Below are 13,776 nucleotides of genomic sequence, written 5' to 3'. Positions count from 1 at the left end.
CAACGGGCCCGGCCATGCATGTGGGTCAGAGCCCCTCCGGGGATCTGACCCCTGCCCAGGGTCGGATCCCCAACGGGGCTCCGACCCTCGATTTCAGCGGCCGCCGGGTGCTGATCGCCGGCGGCAGCAAGGGCATTGGTCGTGAAATGGCACTGGCCTTTGCCGGTGCCGGTGCCCAGGTCTCGGCCTGTGCACGCGGCCAGGCCGGCCTGGATGCCCTGCGCGCCGATGCACAGGCACAGGGCACGCCATTGCACGCGTTTTCCGCTGATCTGGCCGACCCCGGCCAGATCCAGGCCTGGCTGCAGGCCGCCGCTGATGGCCTCGGCGGCATCGATGTGCTGGTCAACAATGCCACCGGCTACGGCATGGCCGACGACGAGGACGGCTGGGCCGCCAGCCTGCAGATCGACCTGATGGCGGCCGTGCGTGCCTCGCGCCTGGCGCTGCCCTGGCTGCGCGCCTCCCGCGATGCCTGCATCCTCAACCTGTCGTCGATCGCCGCGCAGCAGCCGCGCCCCGGTGGCGCGCCCTACGCCGCCGCCAAGGCTGCGCTTTCGCACTACACCACCTCGCAGGCGTTGGCGCTGGCCAAGGACCGGATCCGGGTCAATGCCATCGCACCGGGTTCGATCGAGTTCGATGACGGCCTCTGGGACCGCCGCCGCGTCGAGGATCCAGCGCTGTACCACGGTACCCTTGCGAAGATCCCGTTCGGCCGCTTCGGCCACCCGCGCGAGATCGCCGACGCCGCCCTGTTCCTGTGTTCGCCACTGGCGCGCTGGGTCACCGGCCATGTGCTCAATGTGGATGGCGGCCAGGTGTTGATGGGCTGACACCAACACCCCGGTAGCTGCCAACCTTGGTTGGCATGCCTTCGTCGACCAAGGTCGACGCCTACCATGGCTGACACCAACGCCCCGGTAGCTGCCAACCTTGGTTGGCATGCCTTCGTCGACCAAGGTCGACGCCTACCATGGCTGACACCAACACCCCGGTAGCTGCCAACCTTGGTTGGCATGCCTTCGTCGACCAAGGTCGACGCCTACCATGGCTGACACCAACGCCCCGGTAGCTGCCAACCTTGGTTGGCATGCCGTTCGTCGACCAAGGTCGACGCCTACCATGGCTGACACTCCGTTCGTCGACCAGGGTCGACGGCCGCCATCGAATCCGGCAGGCATGGGATTGCCAGGGCGGAGGCACTATCATGTGCACACTGCCAAGGAGGACCCCGATGAGCGTGGCACCCCGACAGACAAGCGCCCTGGCCGTGGTCAGCCTGGTCATGGGCATTGCCAGCTGGACCGTCCTGCCCTTCGTGGCCAGCATCGTCGCCATCATCACCGGCCACATGGCCCGCGCTGAAATCCGCCGCCGCCCGCACGAACTGGAAGGCGATGGCCTGGCCATCACCGGCCTGGTGCTGGGCTGGGTGATGGTCGGCGCCGTGCTTGCCGCCATCGCGGTCTTCATCCTGTTCTTCGGTGGCCTGGCCTGGCTGGCAGCGATGTCGAACTGACGCCATGACCGCCTCCGACAGCACTGAACGCTTCAGCAGCCGCGTCGCCGACTACGTCCGCTACCGGCCCGACTACCCGCCGGCCCTTATGGATTGGCTGCACGGCCCGATGGGTGTCAGCCACCATGCCGGCGTTGCCGACATCGGCGCTGGCACCGGCATTTCCAGCCGCCAGTTTCTCGCCAGCGGTCATCCACTGGTGGCGGTCGAGCCGAATGCCGCCATGCGTGCCGCCGCCGAACACTGCCTGGCACCCCGCTACCCGCGCTTCTCCGCCGTCGATGGCCGCGCCGAAGCCACCGGACTGGACGGCGCCAGCATCGACCTGGTCAGCGTCGCGCAGGCGTTCCACTGGTTCGACACCGTGGCGGTGCGCGCCGAGTGGCAGCGCATCCTGCGTCCCGGCGGCCAGGCATTGATCTACTGGAATTCGCGCCTGCTCGATGCCAGCCCGTTCCTGATCGGCTACGAACAGCTGCTGCTGGATTACGGTACCGACTACACCGCCGTAGCCGAGCGCTACCAGGACGACGCCACCATGCAGGCCTGGTTCGGCCCTGGCCTGCGTGGCATGGTGGAGCTGCCGAACGTGCAGCATCTGGACTTCGACGCCCTGCGCGGGCGCCTGCTGTCCTCCTCCTACGCACCCCAATCCGGTCATCCTCGCCACGCGCCGATGATCGACGCTCTGCAGGACCTGTTCGCCGCCCACGCGGTCGACGGCCAGGTCGCTTTTGAATATCGAACCCGAGCCTTCCTCGGCACGCTGGACTGAACCGACGCATGTATTCGCTTGCCCGCCCCTTCCTGTTCTCGCTCGACGCCGAGCGCGCCCACGGCCTCGGCCTGTCCGCACTGGACCTGGCCTATCGCACCGGCACCACGCCGCTGCTGGCCGCCCGCATCGCGCCGATGCCGAGCACCGTGTTCGGGCTGACGTTCCCCAATCCGGTCGGCCTGGCTGCCGGCCTGGACAAGAACGGCGAGCACATCGATGCGCTGTTCGCGCTGGGTTTCGGCTTCGTCGAGATCGGCACCATCACCCCGCGCCCGCAGGCGGGCAATCCGCAGCCGCGCCTGTTCCGGCTGCCGGCGCACAACGCGATCATCAACCGCATGGGCTTCAACAATGCAGGCGTGGACGCGCTGGTGCGCAACGTGGAGCGCGCGCGCAACCGCCGCGGCCTGCTCGGCATCAACATCGGCAAGAACAAGGACACCCCCAACGAACAGGCCGTGGACGATTACATCGCCTGCCTGGACAAGGTGTACCCGCTGGCCGATTACATCACCGTCAACATCTCCTCGCCCAACACCGCCGGCCTGCGTGAACTGCAGGAGGAAACCGCGCTGCGCCAGCTGGTCAGCCAGCTGCGCGACCGCCAGGAAGACCTTGCTGCCCGGCACGGCCGCCGCGTGCCGATGCTGGTGAAGGTGGCACCAGACCTCAGCGAACGCGACATCGATGCCGCCGCCCGCGTGCTGGGCGAGCTGCAGGTGGACGGCGTGATCGCCACCAACACCACCATCGACCACAGCAAGGTGGCCGGCGATCCGCTGGCCAACGAGGCCGGTGGCCTGTCCGGCGCGCCGGTGCTGGAGCAGTCCACGCTGGTGCTGCGTCGCCTGCGCTCGCGCCTGCCCGAAGCGGTGCCGCTGATCGGCGTCGGCGGCATCCTGTCCGGCGCCGATGCCGTGGCCAAGATGGCGGCCGGTGCCGCACTGGTGCAGTGCTACAGCGGCCTGATCTTCCGTGGCCCGGCGCTGGTTTCCGAATGCGTGGAGGCGATCCGCCGGCGCCGCGAAGCGCCGAGCCGCGGCGCGGTGGCACCGCTGTGAGCGCGCCCATGGATACCCTCGACAACAACGCCCCGCTGCGCTGGACGCTCACCCGCAATGCGCCGCTGCAGGCGCTCAATACCTTCCATGTGCAGGCCAGCGCCGCACAGCTGCTGGAACTGCACGATCCCGCGCTGCTGCCGGAAGTGCTGGCATTGCCCGATGTGGCCAGCGGCCCGCTGCTGGTGCTGGGCAGCGGCAGCAACGTACTGATCGCCGGAGACCTGCCCGGTACCGTGCTGGTGTTCGGCAACCGTGACATCAGTTTCCTTGAACACCGCGCCGACCATGCAGTGATCCGCGCCGGCGCCGGCGTGCCCTGGCACGGCCTGGTGATGTGGTCGCTGCAGGAAGGCCTGTCCGGGCTGGAAAACCTGGCGTTGATTCCCGGCACCGCTGGTGCGGCGCCGATCCAGAACATCGGCGCCTATGGCGCGCAGGTCGGCGAGTTCATCCAGGCCGTCGAGGCCTGGGACTGCCTGGAACAGGCCTGGGTGCGGCTGGACAACGAACAGTGCGGCTTCGCCTACCGCGACAGCGTGTTCAAGCAGCAGCCCGACCGCTACCTGATCACCGCCATCGAACTGAAGCTGCCGCTGCTGCACGACCTGCGCATGGACTACGCCGGTATCCGCGAGGAACTGCAGGCGCAGGGTGTGGAGCTGCCGGGTGCGGTGGACGTGGCCAATGCGGTGATCGCGATCCGCCGCCGCAAGCTGCCCGACCCGGATGTACTCGGCAACGCCGGCAGTTTCTTCAAGAACCCGGTGCTGCCGCTGGAACAGGTCGACGTGCTGCTGCAGCACTTCCCCGAGCTGCCGGTGTTCCCGGCCGAGCAGGACGACAAGCGCAAGGTCTCTGCGGCGTGGATGATCGAGTCCTGCGGCTGGAAGGGCTTCCGCGAAGGCGATGCCGGCGTGGCCCCCAGCCACGCTCTGGTGCTGGTCAACCACGGCAATGCCAGCGGTGCTGAACTGCTGGCACTGGCGCGCCGCATCTCGGCCTCGGTGCTGGAAAAATTCGGCGTGCCGATCGAACCGGAGCCCCGCCTGCTCGGCGCACAGTGGTGAACCACCCCGCCCTTTCTCCAGGCGCCACCCCGATGCGGGCGGCGCTGCTGATGCTCGGCAGCACGATGGCGTTCGGCCTGATGGCCGTGGCCATCCGCTACGCCACCCGCTACGTCCCGACCCAGGAAGTGGCGTTCTTCCGCAATGCCTTCGGCCTGCTGGCACTGCTGCCGATGCTGCTGCGGCCCGGCCGTGCTCCCTTGAAGACACAGCAGCTGCCGCGCTATTTCGTGCGCAGCGCGATCGGCCTGGGCTCGATGCTGTGTGCGTTCTGGGCATTGGGTCATCTGCCGTTGGCGCAGGCGGTTTCGCTCTCGTACTCCACGCCGCTGTTCGTCACCATTGCCGCCGTGTTGTGGCTGGGCGAAACCGTGCGCGTGCGCCGCTGGGCCGCGGTCGTGGTCGGCTTCATCGGCGTGCTGGTGATCGTGCGTCCCGGCACGGCCGGCTTCACCGCCGGCAGCCTGGTCGCGGTGGGTGCGGCCGTGCTCAGCTCGCTGGTGGCGATCCAGATCAAGCAGCTGACCCGCGTCGACAGTGCCGATACCGTGGTGCTCTATACCTACGTGTTCTGGGTGCCGCTATCGCTTGTCCCGGCGCTGTTCGTCTGGGTCTGGCCGACCGGGTTGGCCTGGCTCTGGCTGCTGGCGACCGGCGTGCTCGGCACCATCGGCCAGCTGTTGTGGACCCGTGCGCTACGGCTGGGCGAAGTTTCCGCCCTGACCCCGATCAGCTTCCTGCAGCTGCCGCTGGTGACGCTGTGTGGCTGGCTGTTGTTCAACGAAAGCGTGGACCGCTGGACGATCATGGGTGCCGGCATCATCCTGGCCGCCAACGCCTATATCGCCCACCGCGAAGCCGTGCTGTCGCGCCGCGCCGCGAGCGCGGCCGCCTCAGCCGCCGCCAAGCCCGCCGAGTAGATCCAGCTCTGCGCGGGTGATTCCTGCGCATCGGCCGGATCAACGCTGGCGGCGCGAAGAGCAGCCGCGCGCAGGCCCGGCCCTGCACAAGAGCGCAACGCAGCGCCATCCACACCACAGGTGGCGCTACAGCGCGCGATACACCCGCTCGGCCGCGTCGAACACATTGCCCGGTGCGAACTGTTCGCTGAGGAAATGCAGCGACTGCCGGCGCAGCTGCGGCGAACGATCCTCTCCATCGCTGCCCAGCAGCACCTGCTGGAACTCGATCAGGTCCTGCAGGATGCGCCAGTGCCGGTACCAGGCGATCCAGCGCGCGTCGCCGTGGTCACTGCCATAGCCTTCCTCGAATCCCAGCGGATTCTCGCGCCCCCAGCGCCCACCGACAGCGGCACCGATGAACATCAGGTCACGCTCGCGTGGCGCCAGCGACAGGCCATCCCAGTCAATCAGGTGCAGGCCACCGTCGTTGCCCATCAGCAGATTGCCGGCGTGCAGGTCGGTATGGCAAAGGTGCAGCTGCACCGGGACATCCTGCAACGCCGCATGCAGCTGCAATGCCCGCCCATGCAGCGCCGCGATGCGCGCGCGTTGCTGGTCCCAGACGGAAACGAAGGCACGGCCCAGCCCATCCCTGGCGGCCGCCAGACCTTCGCCGGCCAACCATTGCCCGACGGTATCAAGCGCTGCGGTTTCCATCCGCAGGCTCGGCAGCGCCTCGTGCAGCTCCGGTGGCGGGCATGCCTCGTGCAGGCGCCGCAGCACCTCGCCCAAGCGTTGCCACTGCGCGCGACTCAACGCCGCCTCGAAGCCGGACTGGCCTTCCACATACGGGAACAGGGTGAACTGCAGGCCCCAGCGCTGCACCGACGCGCCACCGGTCAGAGCCGGCCAGGGCGCAACGATTTCCTCGATGCCCAGCGTGCCACGCAGCCAATGCAGGGTGTCCCAGACAGCAGGGGCCACCTGGTAGCTGCGGCACTTCAACCACCATTGCCCACGGCGTGCATCGATGCGATACACACTGGCGTTGGCATCGGCGCCCACAGGGCGTGGCACCACTGCGGTGGCGGTGATGCCATAGGACTGCTGAAGGACTTCGCCGAGATGCTGCGCCGAAGCGAATGACATGGATGCAAGCGGAAAGAATTACCTGCCGCCACTATCGCAGATGCGCGCGCCGCGACACAGACATGTCCGTCACAACATCGTGCCTGGATGACCAACATGCTAGCCAGCGATGCGCCGCATCACCGCTTCCAATGGCCCCCGCGCGAACCGCCAGGACCACAGCCACGCGGCGCCCGTGGCCAGCATCAGGAACAGCAGGGCCCACAGCAGCACGGCCGGCAGCGAAGCACTGCCATTGAGCAGGCCCAGCCATTCCAGCGTACCCATGCCCAGCAGGATGTGGGCAACATACAAGGTCAGGGTCATTCGCCCTGCCGCAGTGAGCGGCTCCAGCCAATCCCCCGGATACCGGCAGGTGACCCACAGGCACACGGCAATCGCGCTGCAGGCCGCGCCCGCGCCGGTCAACACGTAGGCCGGTCCCGGCGGCATCGGCTGCGTCCCCAGCCACAGCTGCCAGGGCGTTCCCTGCGCAAGCTGCTGCACAGCCTGGCCCGCGCCGATCAGCAGCACGCCCAGCAGCAACACGGCACGCTGCACCCGCGGCTGTGACAACTGCAGGCGCGCCAGCAGCATGCCCAGCAGGAAGAAGCACATCCAGGGCAGCAGGGGATGGAAGCCGTTGAACAGCAGATTGCGCGCGGCACCCGGCCATTGCCAGAGACCGGCGTACTGCAGCGTCTGCCAGTTCCAGCCCTGGCTGTAGTCCCAATGCAGCAGGGCCCAGAACGAGCAGGCCGCCAGGACGACGATGCTGGCCAGCAACACCTGCGGCGAAACGCGCAGCCACAGCACCGCCAGCGCGAAGTACACCGCGTAGTAGTGCAGGATGTCGGCCGGGAACAGGGTCAGGTTGAGCAGGCCCAGCACCAGCAGGAACACGGCGCGGCGCCAGGTCTGCACGCTGGCCTGGACCCAGCCCGAGCGCTGCGTGGCCAGTACCAGGCCAAGCCCAGCCAGGGTGACGAAGGTCGCCGAGGCCTTGCCCTCCAGCAGATGGAAGCATCCAGCCAGCCAACCCTCACCGTCTGCTTCGACGGCCATCGCCAGGCGGAAGTTGACCAGCACCATGCCGGCCAATGCGAAGTAGCGCGCCAGATCCAGCCCGTGCAGGCGGCGGTCTGCAGCACTCATGCGCGCGCGCCCAGCAGCGCAGCCAACAACGCCGGATCCAGCACGGCTGTGCGAGCGTCGCTGCCCTCGCCCAGCCCCCGGCGCAACGCATCACTCTCGATGGCATCCAGCAGTACCTGCGCCTGAAGGCCAGCGGTCAACGCCGGGCGCCGGCGTTCGCGGCGGGCTATGCGTTGCAGTGCATCGGCCAATGCCTGCTGCAGGCGACGGCGATTGGCAGCGAACGCTTCGGCCACCGCCGCATTGCGCGCACTCTCGGCCAGCACCTCGACGCTGAGCAACGCCCATTCCGGTTGCCGGCACAGCGCGTGGAAGTCGTGCAGGAAGGCCAGCACCTGCGCGCGTTCGCCGTCGGCTGCGGCCAGCCGTTGCAGCAACGGCGCCAGTTCCTCGCTTTCGGCCACGGCCACCGCAAGGATGATCGCCTCCTTGCCCGCGAAGTGGTTGTAGAGATTGCCCAGGCTGACGCCGGCCGCCTGCGCGATATCGCGCATGCTGGTCAGGTGGAAGCCCTTGTCCAGGAAACACTGCAGGGCCGCCTGCAGGATCTGCGCGCTGCGTTGCTCATTGCGGTCGGCTCGGTTCATGACGCAGATAGTGAACGAACGTTCGTCCATTTTTAAGGGTCGACAGATCCGCCGGCAGGGCACCGTTCAGCCCTGCCCTGCGGGGATTCAGAAGAACTCGTCGAGCAGACGGTAGAACGCCAGCCGCCGCTCATCGGCCGCAACGCCATAACGCCGGAACAGCGGCGCGACCCAGCGCGTGTCGCCGAAGTTGTGGACCAGGCTGCGCGCGGCCAGCGCCAGATCCTGGTAGCGATCGGCTACGCCCAGCCGGCCACAGTCGATGAAACCACTGAAACGGCCCTCTGCTGCCAACAGGTTCGGCAGGCAGGCATCGCCATGGCTGACCACCAGATCCTCGTGGCCAGGCCGGGTGGCGCGCAGTTCGGCAAACACCTGCTGCGCGCTCTGCCCCAGGCGCTCGTCATCGAAGTCATCGGCGTCGACCAGGCCCGCCTCGACCCGTGCCTGCGCGGCCTGCAGGCGCGAGGCCAACCGCTGGTCGAACGGGCATGCCGCCACCGGCAGGGCATGCAGGCCCCGCAGCGCATCGGCCAGCAGTTCCACCAGGTGCTGCGGCGCGAGCTCCGGTGACGAGGCCAGATCGCGGCCGGGCAAGGCACTCATCAGCAGCCAGCGCCGCCCCGTCTCCTCGGCGGTGGCGATCACCGCAGGCGCCGGCTGCCCTTGTGCCAGCAGCCAGCGCAGGCGGGCGATCTCATCGCCCAGCTCACTGAAGGCATTGATCACTTCCGATTTCAGGAAAGCGTCGGCGTGTCCCGGTCGATGCACCCGCGCAACATCCGCGCGCGACACGCCGATCGACTGCCGCTCGATGCGCGCAGCAGCCAGTGCGTGCTGCCACGCCCGGGGCAACGGCATGCCATCGAGGCTGGTGTGGGTTGCATCCATGCCGGGGTGATCCTGTTCTGTTGCTGATGACCCCACGGATTCTGACTCATTGTGCGTTGAGCGTCGCCCACAGCAGAGCCGTGAGATATGAGATACAAGCCTGCTCCGAACAGCCTGTGCGCCACCCGGCTGCGCAACCGCGCCTTGCCCCGTGCCGGCTCTTCGATGGGGAGCAATTGCTGGCCGCTGGCAGCATGTACCCGTGGGATCTTGATCCAGCGCTGGCCTTCATCGGCGTGCTGTCCCTGGCTGAAGCCCGCGGTTGCGGCCATGATCGACATCAGCAACCGCGTACCCGGGTGTTTGTCAGTTTCATGGCCGAATACATCCGTCCCGGAAACGGCCACTGCAATTGAACCTGCGCGCTGCTGCGACTACGCTGCTCGTCACTGGCCGTCGGTCACAGGCGAGAACCTGCTATGGATGCGCTTTCAAGGGTCTCGGCCCAGGTCCTGGACAGCGCCCTGCCCAGCCTGCCGCTGTACCTGCTGCAGGCCACCGCGGTGATCGGCATGATCGGCGTGCTGCTGGTCGCCACCCGTCACGCCGGGCACGCCATTGAAGGCCGTCGCCTGTACGTCGGCGTGGCGCTGGGCCTGATCTACCTGTTCAATTCCTGGTTCGTGGCCCGTTACACCCAGGGCATGGTCAAGCTGCACCTCGGCTTCGACATCCTGCTGGTCAGCGGCCTGCTCGGTGGCTGGCGTGGCGGCCTGGCCTGCCTGGCCGCCGCCCTGCTGGCCCGCTACCAGTTCGTCGGCACCCAGTTCTTCCTGCCTGCCAGCCTTGAGGCGGCGTTGCAGATGATGGCCGGCGTCTGGCTGCGCAGGCGCCTGCATCCGCGCATGCTCAACGAACTCTCACCGCGCATGATCCTGCAGGCGTGGTCCGTGCGTATCGGGATGACCGCGTTGGGCCTGGCGCTGGGTGTGGCGATCATTGGCGCCGATCAACTGCCGGTGGCCGAACTGGCAATCCAGCGCGTGCTGGCACTGCCGGTCTCGCTGCTGGTGCTCGGCGCGGTGTTCGCGCTGGTCTACAACGATGCCCAGATCGATGCGCAGCGCCAGCGCGAACAGGCGTGGCTGCGCATCGATCCGATCAGCGGCCTGCCCAACATGCGGGCGCTGGGCGAACGGCTGCAGCATTTCTGGCGCGGCAACGATGGCCTGGGCAGCGCCTGCCTGGTGGTGGTCGAGATGGGCAACCTGCGCGACCTGCGCCTGCGCTATGGCCCGCTGCAGGACAGCGGGCTGTGGCATCACGATACGCCAGCGGACGTCCACCGCCTGCTGCCATCGCTGGCTGCGGACGACGTGGAGGTCTACCAGTTCGGCGACGCCGCGCTGGCCATCCTGGTGCGCGGCATGTCATTGATCGAGCTGCGCAGCCAGGCCCATATCACCGAGCTGGCCAGCAATCTTGCCGATCGCATCGGCCGCGACTGGCCAGGTTTCCGGCCACTGTTCCGCTGCGCGGTGGTCGAGCTGAAACCTCCGGCCACCGCCGACGAAGGTCACCTGCCGTTCCGTGCCATCACGCTGGCACTGAGTACGATCGAGTCGGGCGTGGTGTTTTTCGATGCCCCGATCCAGCGCGACAGCGAGATCGATACCCTGATCGAGATCGCACTCGAGCGCTGGCTGCAGCGGGGTGACGCGCCACTGTGCTACCAGCCCAAGCATCGCCTGCGCGACCGCCGGCTGGTGGGTGCCGAAGCGCTGCTGCGCATGCGCGATGGCGAAGGCCGGCCGATTGCGCCGATGCGGGTGATCTCGCTGCTGCGCCGGCAGGGCCGGCTGGCAGACCTGGAATGGGCCACGCTGCAGTCGGCGGTGCATTTCCTGCAGCGCTGCCGGCAGGACGGCACGGCACTGACCATCGCAGTCAATGTTTCAGCGGAATCCCTGCGCCTGCCCGACTTCGGCCTGCGCCTGCAGGAACTGCTGCAGCTGCACGACATCCCCGGTGCGATGCTGCGGCTGGAAATCGTCGAGTGGACCGAGATCGTCGAGCGTGACGTGGTCGATGCCAACATCGCACAACTGCTGGCGGCCGGGGTCACCCTGTCGCTGGATGACTTCGGCGCGGGCTATTCAACCCTGATCCTGCTTTCGCAGCTGGCCATCGCCGAGGTCAAGATCGAGCAAGCGCTGATCGCTTCGCTGTCCGACGCCAAGTCGCAGTCGATCGTGCGCTTCATCGTCGAAGTCGCGCACCGCTGCGGCGCGATCGTGGTGGCCGAAGGTACTGAAACCCTTGCGCAGGAACAGCAACTGCGCGCACTGGGGGTGGATGTCGGCCAGGGCTATCTGTACTCAGCCGCGCTGCCGGCCGACGAGTTCCGTCGCTTCGCCGCCAACTAGACCGCGTAGAACCCCAGGAACATCGCCACCGCCGAGTCCGCCACGCGTGCACGTTCCTGGGCGGTCAACGGAGGCTGCCCCATCGTCACCTGCGGCCAGAACGCGAAGCTCTTCACCAGCCCGTGCAGCTGGTGGCCGGCAAATTCCGGATCGACCTCGCGCAGCCGGCCGTCGGCGATCGCCGCGCGGATCCAGGCACTCTCGCCACTTTCCTTCTCGCCCATGCGGCAGACGATGGCCTGCGCGCGCTCGGGTGAGTGGATGATCTCGGCCATCGCAACCCGCGCCAGGTCGATGAAGTTTCCATCACTGAGCAGTTCCAGCTTCTGGCCCAGCAACTGCAGCAGCTGCGCCTGCAGCGGCTGGTCGGCGCGGTACGGCAGTGTGTCGCTGGCCACACTGCGCTCCCACAGCTCCTCCAGGATCATCGAGAACAGCGCTTCCTTGCTCGGGAAGTGGTTGTAGACGGTGCGCTTGGAGACCTCCGCCGCCTCGGCGATACGGTCCATGCTGGTCGCCTCGTAGCCCGAGGCACGGAACTCCTCCACCGCCGCACGCACGATGGCATCGCGTTTGCGGTCGGTCAGGCGTTGCGGGGCATCGGACATGGCGGGAACCGGATAACTGAACGGATGCCACCATTTTACACTCGGCAGTGTACTTTTGAAAAACACGAAACTACACTGTGCAGTGTACTCCGTGGACATCACCCCATGAAGCGCCTGCTCCTTGTCCTTTTGCTTGGAATCCTCGCCGTGACCGCCTACACCTTCTGCAAGTCCTGGTCCCTCCCCGACTTCCCCGATTCGCCGCAGTACCGTGATGGCAAGTTCCGCAATGCCCTGCCCCGTCCGGCCATGGGCCTGCGCGATGGTGCGGAGATCTGGTGGACGTTCCTGTTCAACAAGCCCAAGGGCACCGTGCCTGCTCACCCGATTCCGGTGAAGCCACTGGACCGCGCCACGCTGGACGCCGCACCGGATCGCAGCCTGTTCCGGCTTGGGCACTCCACGATCCTGCTGAAGCTGCGTGGCCAGTACTGGCTGACCGACCCGGTGTTTTCCGAGCGCGCATCGCCGGTGCAGTGGATGGGGCCGGCACGCTTCCATGCGCCACCGATCAGCATCGACGAACTGCCACCGATCACCGGCGTGATCCTCTCGCACAACCACTATGACCATCTCGACCATGCCGCGGTGATGCAGTTGGCCGGCAAGACCGCGCGCTTCATTGCACCGCTCGGCGTCGGCGACCAGCTGATCGCGTGGGGGGTGGACGCGCGCAAAGTCGAGCAGCTGGACTGGTGGCAATCCACCGAAGCCAATGGCCTGCGCCTGACCGCTACCCCGGGCCAGCACTTCTCCGGCCGCGGGCTGGGTGACAGCGACCGCAGCCTGTGGGCCTCATGGGTGATCCAGGACGGTGACTTCCGCATCTTCTTCAGCGGCGACACCGGCTACTTCGACGGCTTCAAGGCCATCGGCGAGAAGTACGGTCCGTTCGACCTGACCATGATCGAGACCGGCGCCTATGATCCGCGCTGGGCGTTCGTGCACATGCAGCCGGAACAGACGCTGCAGGCGCACCTGGACCTGCGTGGCAAGTGGCTGCTGCCGATCCACAACGGCACCTTCGACCTGGCCCTGCACGAATGGCAGCAGCCGTTCGAGCGCATCACAGCATTGGCCGCCGCGAAGAACGTGCCGGTGGCCACGCCGATGATGGGCGAAGCGCTGGACATGCAGGCGCCGCAGGCGGGTACACGCTGGTGGGAGACGGTGGAGCTGTAATGCGATGGGCTCCGATCCTGGCCACCACTATCTCTTTGAGTGAAGCCTGCGCCCTTCCCGGGCCAGATTGAGCTGCAACGCGGCGGCGGCGAGTTCGGTCATTTCCGTTGTGACCTTGCCGCTGCCGCGCGCTCGCAGCCAATCGAGAATGTCGGCAAGGTGCCAGATCGAGGTCGAGCCGTCGTGCACCGGGGACGGAAACGATTGCGGATTGGCCAGCATGAGCTTCCGCATGTTCTGACGCGACATTCCAAGCAGATCCGCGACATCAGTGAGCCCCACCAGGTCGGGGCTCACTTCAACCAGCTCGGCGCCGGGAATGGCCCGCTGCACATCATCAAGCGCCGAACGCAGGGCAGTCCCCGCACTGTCCGCTTCGCGGCAGAAGGCCAGGGCCAGCCTTCCTGGTAGACCGATGCCCACAAGCGCATCGTCACAGCCGCCCTCGGCCAGGCGCTGCTCGAGGACACCGATTTCATCGCATGTGTCCGGCACGCGGTACTTCAGGGTGAAATTGAATTCCATC

Annotated in this window: 14 protein-coding genes; 8 read left to right on the top strand and 6 right to left on the bottom strand. The window is 67.2% G+C overall.

The genetic code is table 11. The features are described 5' to 3' along the window. Window positions 1-14: 14 nt before the first annotated feature. From B9Y64_RS16490 to B9Y64_RS16465, 6 genes are all read left to right on the top strand, one after another. Window positions 15-836, top strand: a complete 822-nt coding sequence (locus B9Y64_RS16490) for an SDR family NAD(P)-dependent oxidoreductase (protein WP_202909074.1) — start codon at window positions 15-17, stop codon at window positions 834-836. Between the two features lie 401 nt (window positions 837-1,237). Beyond that, window positions 1,238-1,522 (top strand): DUF4190 domain-containing protein, encoded by a 285-nt coding sequence (locus B9Y64_RS16485; RefSeq protein WP_100441628.1) that lies wholly within the window; start codon window positions 1,238-1,240, stop codon window positions 1,520-1,522. 4 nt (window positions 1,523-1,526) lie between these two features. Next, window positions 1,527-2,297 carry a class I SAM-dependent methyltransferase gene (locus B9Y64_RS16480; protein ID WP_100441627.1) on the top strand — a complete coding sequence of 257 codons (771 nt, stop codon included), beginning with the start codon at window positions 1,527-1,529 and terminating at the stop codon, window positions 2,295-2,297. Between the two features lie 8 nt (window positions 2,298-2,305). Beyond that, window positions 2,306-3,361 (top strand): quinone-dependent dihydroorotate dehydrogenase, encoded by a 1,056-nt coding sequence (locus B9Y64_RS16475; RefSeq protein WP_100441626.1) that lies wholly within the window; start codon window positions 2,306-2,308, stop codon window positions 3,359-3,361. 8 nt (window positions 3,362-3,369) lie between these two features. Further along, window positions 3,370-4,431 carry a UDP-N-acetylmuramate dehydrogenase gene (gene murB / locus B9Y64_RS16470; protein ID WP_100441761.1) on the top strand — a complete coding sequence of 354 codons (1,062 nt, stop codon included), beginning with the start codon at window positions 3,370-3,372 and terminating at the stop codon, window positions 4,429-4,431. A 32-nt stretch (window positions 4,432-4,463) separates the two neighbouring features. Further along, window positions 4,464-5,351: a DMT family transporter gene (locus B9Y64_RS16465; RefSeq protein WP_100441625.1), complete on the top strand. Its 888-nt coding sequence runs from the start codon at window positions 4,464-4,466 to the stop codon at window positions 5,349-5,351. 126 nt (window positions 5,352-5,477) lie between these two features. Here the strand turns inward: B9Y64_RS16465 and B9Y64_RS16460 are convergent, their stop codons facing one another. From B9Y64_RS16460 to B9Y64_RS16445, 4 genes are all read right to left on the bottom strand, one after another. Then, window positions 5,478-6,482, bottom strand: coding sequence for an aminoglycoside phosphotransferase family protein (locus B9Y64_RS16460; protein ID WP_100441624.1), 1,005 nt, complete (start codon window positions 6,480-6,482; stop codon window positions 5,478-5,480). A 99-nt stretch (window positions 6,483-6,581) separates the two neighbouring features. Next, a complete protein-coding gene (locus B9Y64_RS16455; RefSeq protein WP_100441623.1) occupies window positions 6,582-7,616 on the bottom strand; it encodes a DUF418 domain-containing protein in 1,035 nt (344 codons plus the stop codon). Further along, window positions 7,613-8,203: a TetR/AcrR family transcriptional regulator gene (locus B9Y64_RS16450; RefSeq protein ID WP_100441622.1), complete on the bottom strand. Its 591-nt coding sequence runs from the start codon at window positions 8,201-8,203 to the stop codon at window positions 7,613-7,615. The genes B9Y64_RS16455 and B9Y64_RS16450 overlap by 4 nt, the downstream gene beginning before the upstream one ends. Before the next feature lie 87 nt (window positions 8,204-8,290). Beyond that, the gene (locus B9Y64_RS16445; RefSeq protein WP_100441621.1) at window positions 8,291-9,094 is read right to left on the bottom strand and encodes an APH(3')-II family aminoglycoside O-phosphotransferase; all 804 of its coding nucleotides are present in this window, start codon (window positions 9,092-9,094) and stop codon (window positions 8,291-8,293) included. Between the two features lie 419 nt (window positions 9,095-9,513). Between B9Y64_RS16445 and B9Y64_RS16435 the strand changes: the two genes are divergently transcribed. Further along, on the top strand, window positions 9,514-11,460 hold the full coding sequence (locus B9Y64_RS16435; protein WP_100441620.1) for an EAL domain-containing protein: 1,947 nt from the start codon (window positions 9,514-9,516) through the stop codon (window positions 11,458-11,460). On the opposite strand, the gene B9Y64_RS16430 is transcribed toward B9Y64_RS16435, so the two are convergent. Then, window positions 11,457-12,068 carry a TetR/AcrR family transcriptional regulator gene (locus B9Y64_RS16430; protein WP_100441619.1) on the bottom strand — a complete coding sequence of 204 codons (612 nt, stop codon included), beginning with the start codon at window positions 12,066-12,068 and terminating at the stop codon, window positions 11,457-11,459. The genes B9Y64_RS16435 and B9Y64_RS16430 overlap by 4 nt on opposite strands. A 105-nt stretch (window positions 12,069-12,173) precedes the next feature. Here B9Y64_RS16430 and B9Y64_RS16425 point away from each other — a divergent pair, with 105 nt between their 5' ends. Continuing rightward, window positions 12,174-13,250, top strand: a complete 1,077-nt coding sequence (locus B9Y64_RS16425; RefSeq protein WP_100441618.1) for an MBL fold metallo-hydrolase — start codon at window positions 12,174-12,176, stop codon at window positions 13,248-13,250. A gap of 27 nt (window positions 13,251-13,277) precedes the next feature. On the opposite strand, the gene B9Y64_RS16420 is transcribed toward B9Y64_RS16425, so the two are convergent. After that, on the bottom strand, window positions 13,278-13,775 hold the full coding sequence (locus tag B9Y64_RS16420; protein ID WP_100441760.1) for a helix-turn-helix transcriptional regulator: 498 nt from the start codon (window positions 13,773-13,775) through the stop codon (window positions 13,278-13,280). Window position 13,776 lies beyond the last annotated feature (1 nt).

The sequence above is a fragment of the Stenotrophomonas maltophilia genome (assembly GCF_002799245.1).
GTDB classification, from domain to species: Bacteria; Pseudomonadota; Gammaproteobacteria; order Xanthomonadales; family Xanthomonadaceae; genus Stenotrophomonas; species Stenotrophomonas maltophilia_S.
The sequence above is the reverse complement of the archived record's forward strand: the minus strand, read 5'-3'. Positions and strand labels throughout refer to the sequence as shown.

Excerpts from the sequence above, each read along its gene's own strand:
- B9Y64_RS16490 (WP_202909074.1), top strand. The coding sequence starts at position 15 with ATGCATGTGGGTCAGAGCCCCTCCGGGGATCTGACCCCTGCCCAGGGT.
- B9Y64_RS16485 (WP_100441628.1), top strand. The coding sequence starts at position 1,238 with ATGAGCGTGGCACCCCGACAGACAAGCGCCCTGGCCGTGGTCAGCCTG.
- B9Y64_RS16480 (WP_100441627.1), top strand. The coding sequence starts at position 1,527 with ATGACCGCCTCCGACAGCACTGAACGCTTCAGCAGCCGCGTCGCCGAC.
- B9Y64_RS16475 (WP_100441626.1), top strand. The coding sequence starts at position 2,306 with ATGTATTCGCTTGCCCGCCCCTTCCTGTTCTCGCTCGACGCCGAGCGC.
- murB (WP_100441761.1), top strand. The coding sequence starts at position 3,370 with ATGGATACCCTCGACAACAACGCCCCGCTGCGCTGGACGCTCACCCGC.
- B9Y64_RS16465 (WP_100441625.1), top strand. The coding sequence starts at position 4,464 with ATGCGGGCGGCGCTGCTGATGCTCGGCAGCACGATGGCGTTCGGCCTG.
- B9Y64_RS16460 (WP_100441624.1), bottom strand. The coding sequence starts at position 6,482 with ATGTCATTCGCTTCGGCGCAGCATCTCGGCGAAGTCCTTCAGCAGTCC.
- B9Y64_RS16455 (WP_100441623.1), bottom strand. The coding sequence starts at position 7,616 with ATGAGTGCTGCAGACCGCCGCCTGCACGGGCTGGATCTGGCGCGCTAC.
- B9Y64_RS16450 (WP_100441622.1), bottom strand. The coding sequence starts at position 8,203 with ATGAACCGAGCCGACCGCAATGAGCAACGCAGCGCGCAGATCCTGCAG.
- B9Y64_RS16445 (WP_100441621.1), bottom strand. The coding sequence starts at position 9,094 with ATGGATGCAACCCACACCAGCCTCGATGGCATGCCGTTGCCCCGGGCG.
- B9Y64_RS16435 (WP_100441620.1), top strand. The coding sequence starts at position 9,514 with ATGGATGCGCTTTCAAGGGTCTCGGCCCAGGTCCTGGACAGCGCCCTG.
- B9Y64_RS16430 (WP_100441619.1), bottom strand. The coding sequence starts at position 12,068 with ATGTCCGATGCCCCGCAACGCCTGACCGACCGCAAACGCGATGCCATC.
- B9Y64_RS16425 (WP_100441618.1), top strand. The coding sequence starts at position 12,174 with ATGAAGCGCCTGCTCCTTGTCCTTTTGCTTGGAATCCTCGCCGTGACC.
- B9Y64_RS16420 (WP_100441760.1), bottom strand. The coding sequence starts at position 13,775 with ATGGAATTCAATTTCACCCTGAAGTACCGCGTGCCGGACACATGCGAT.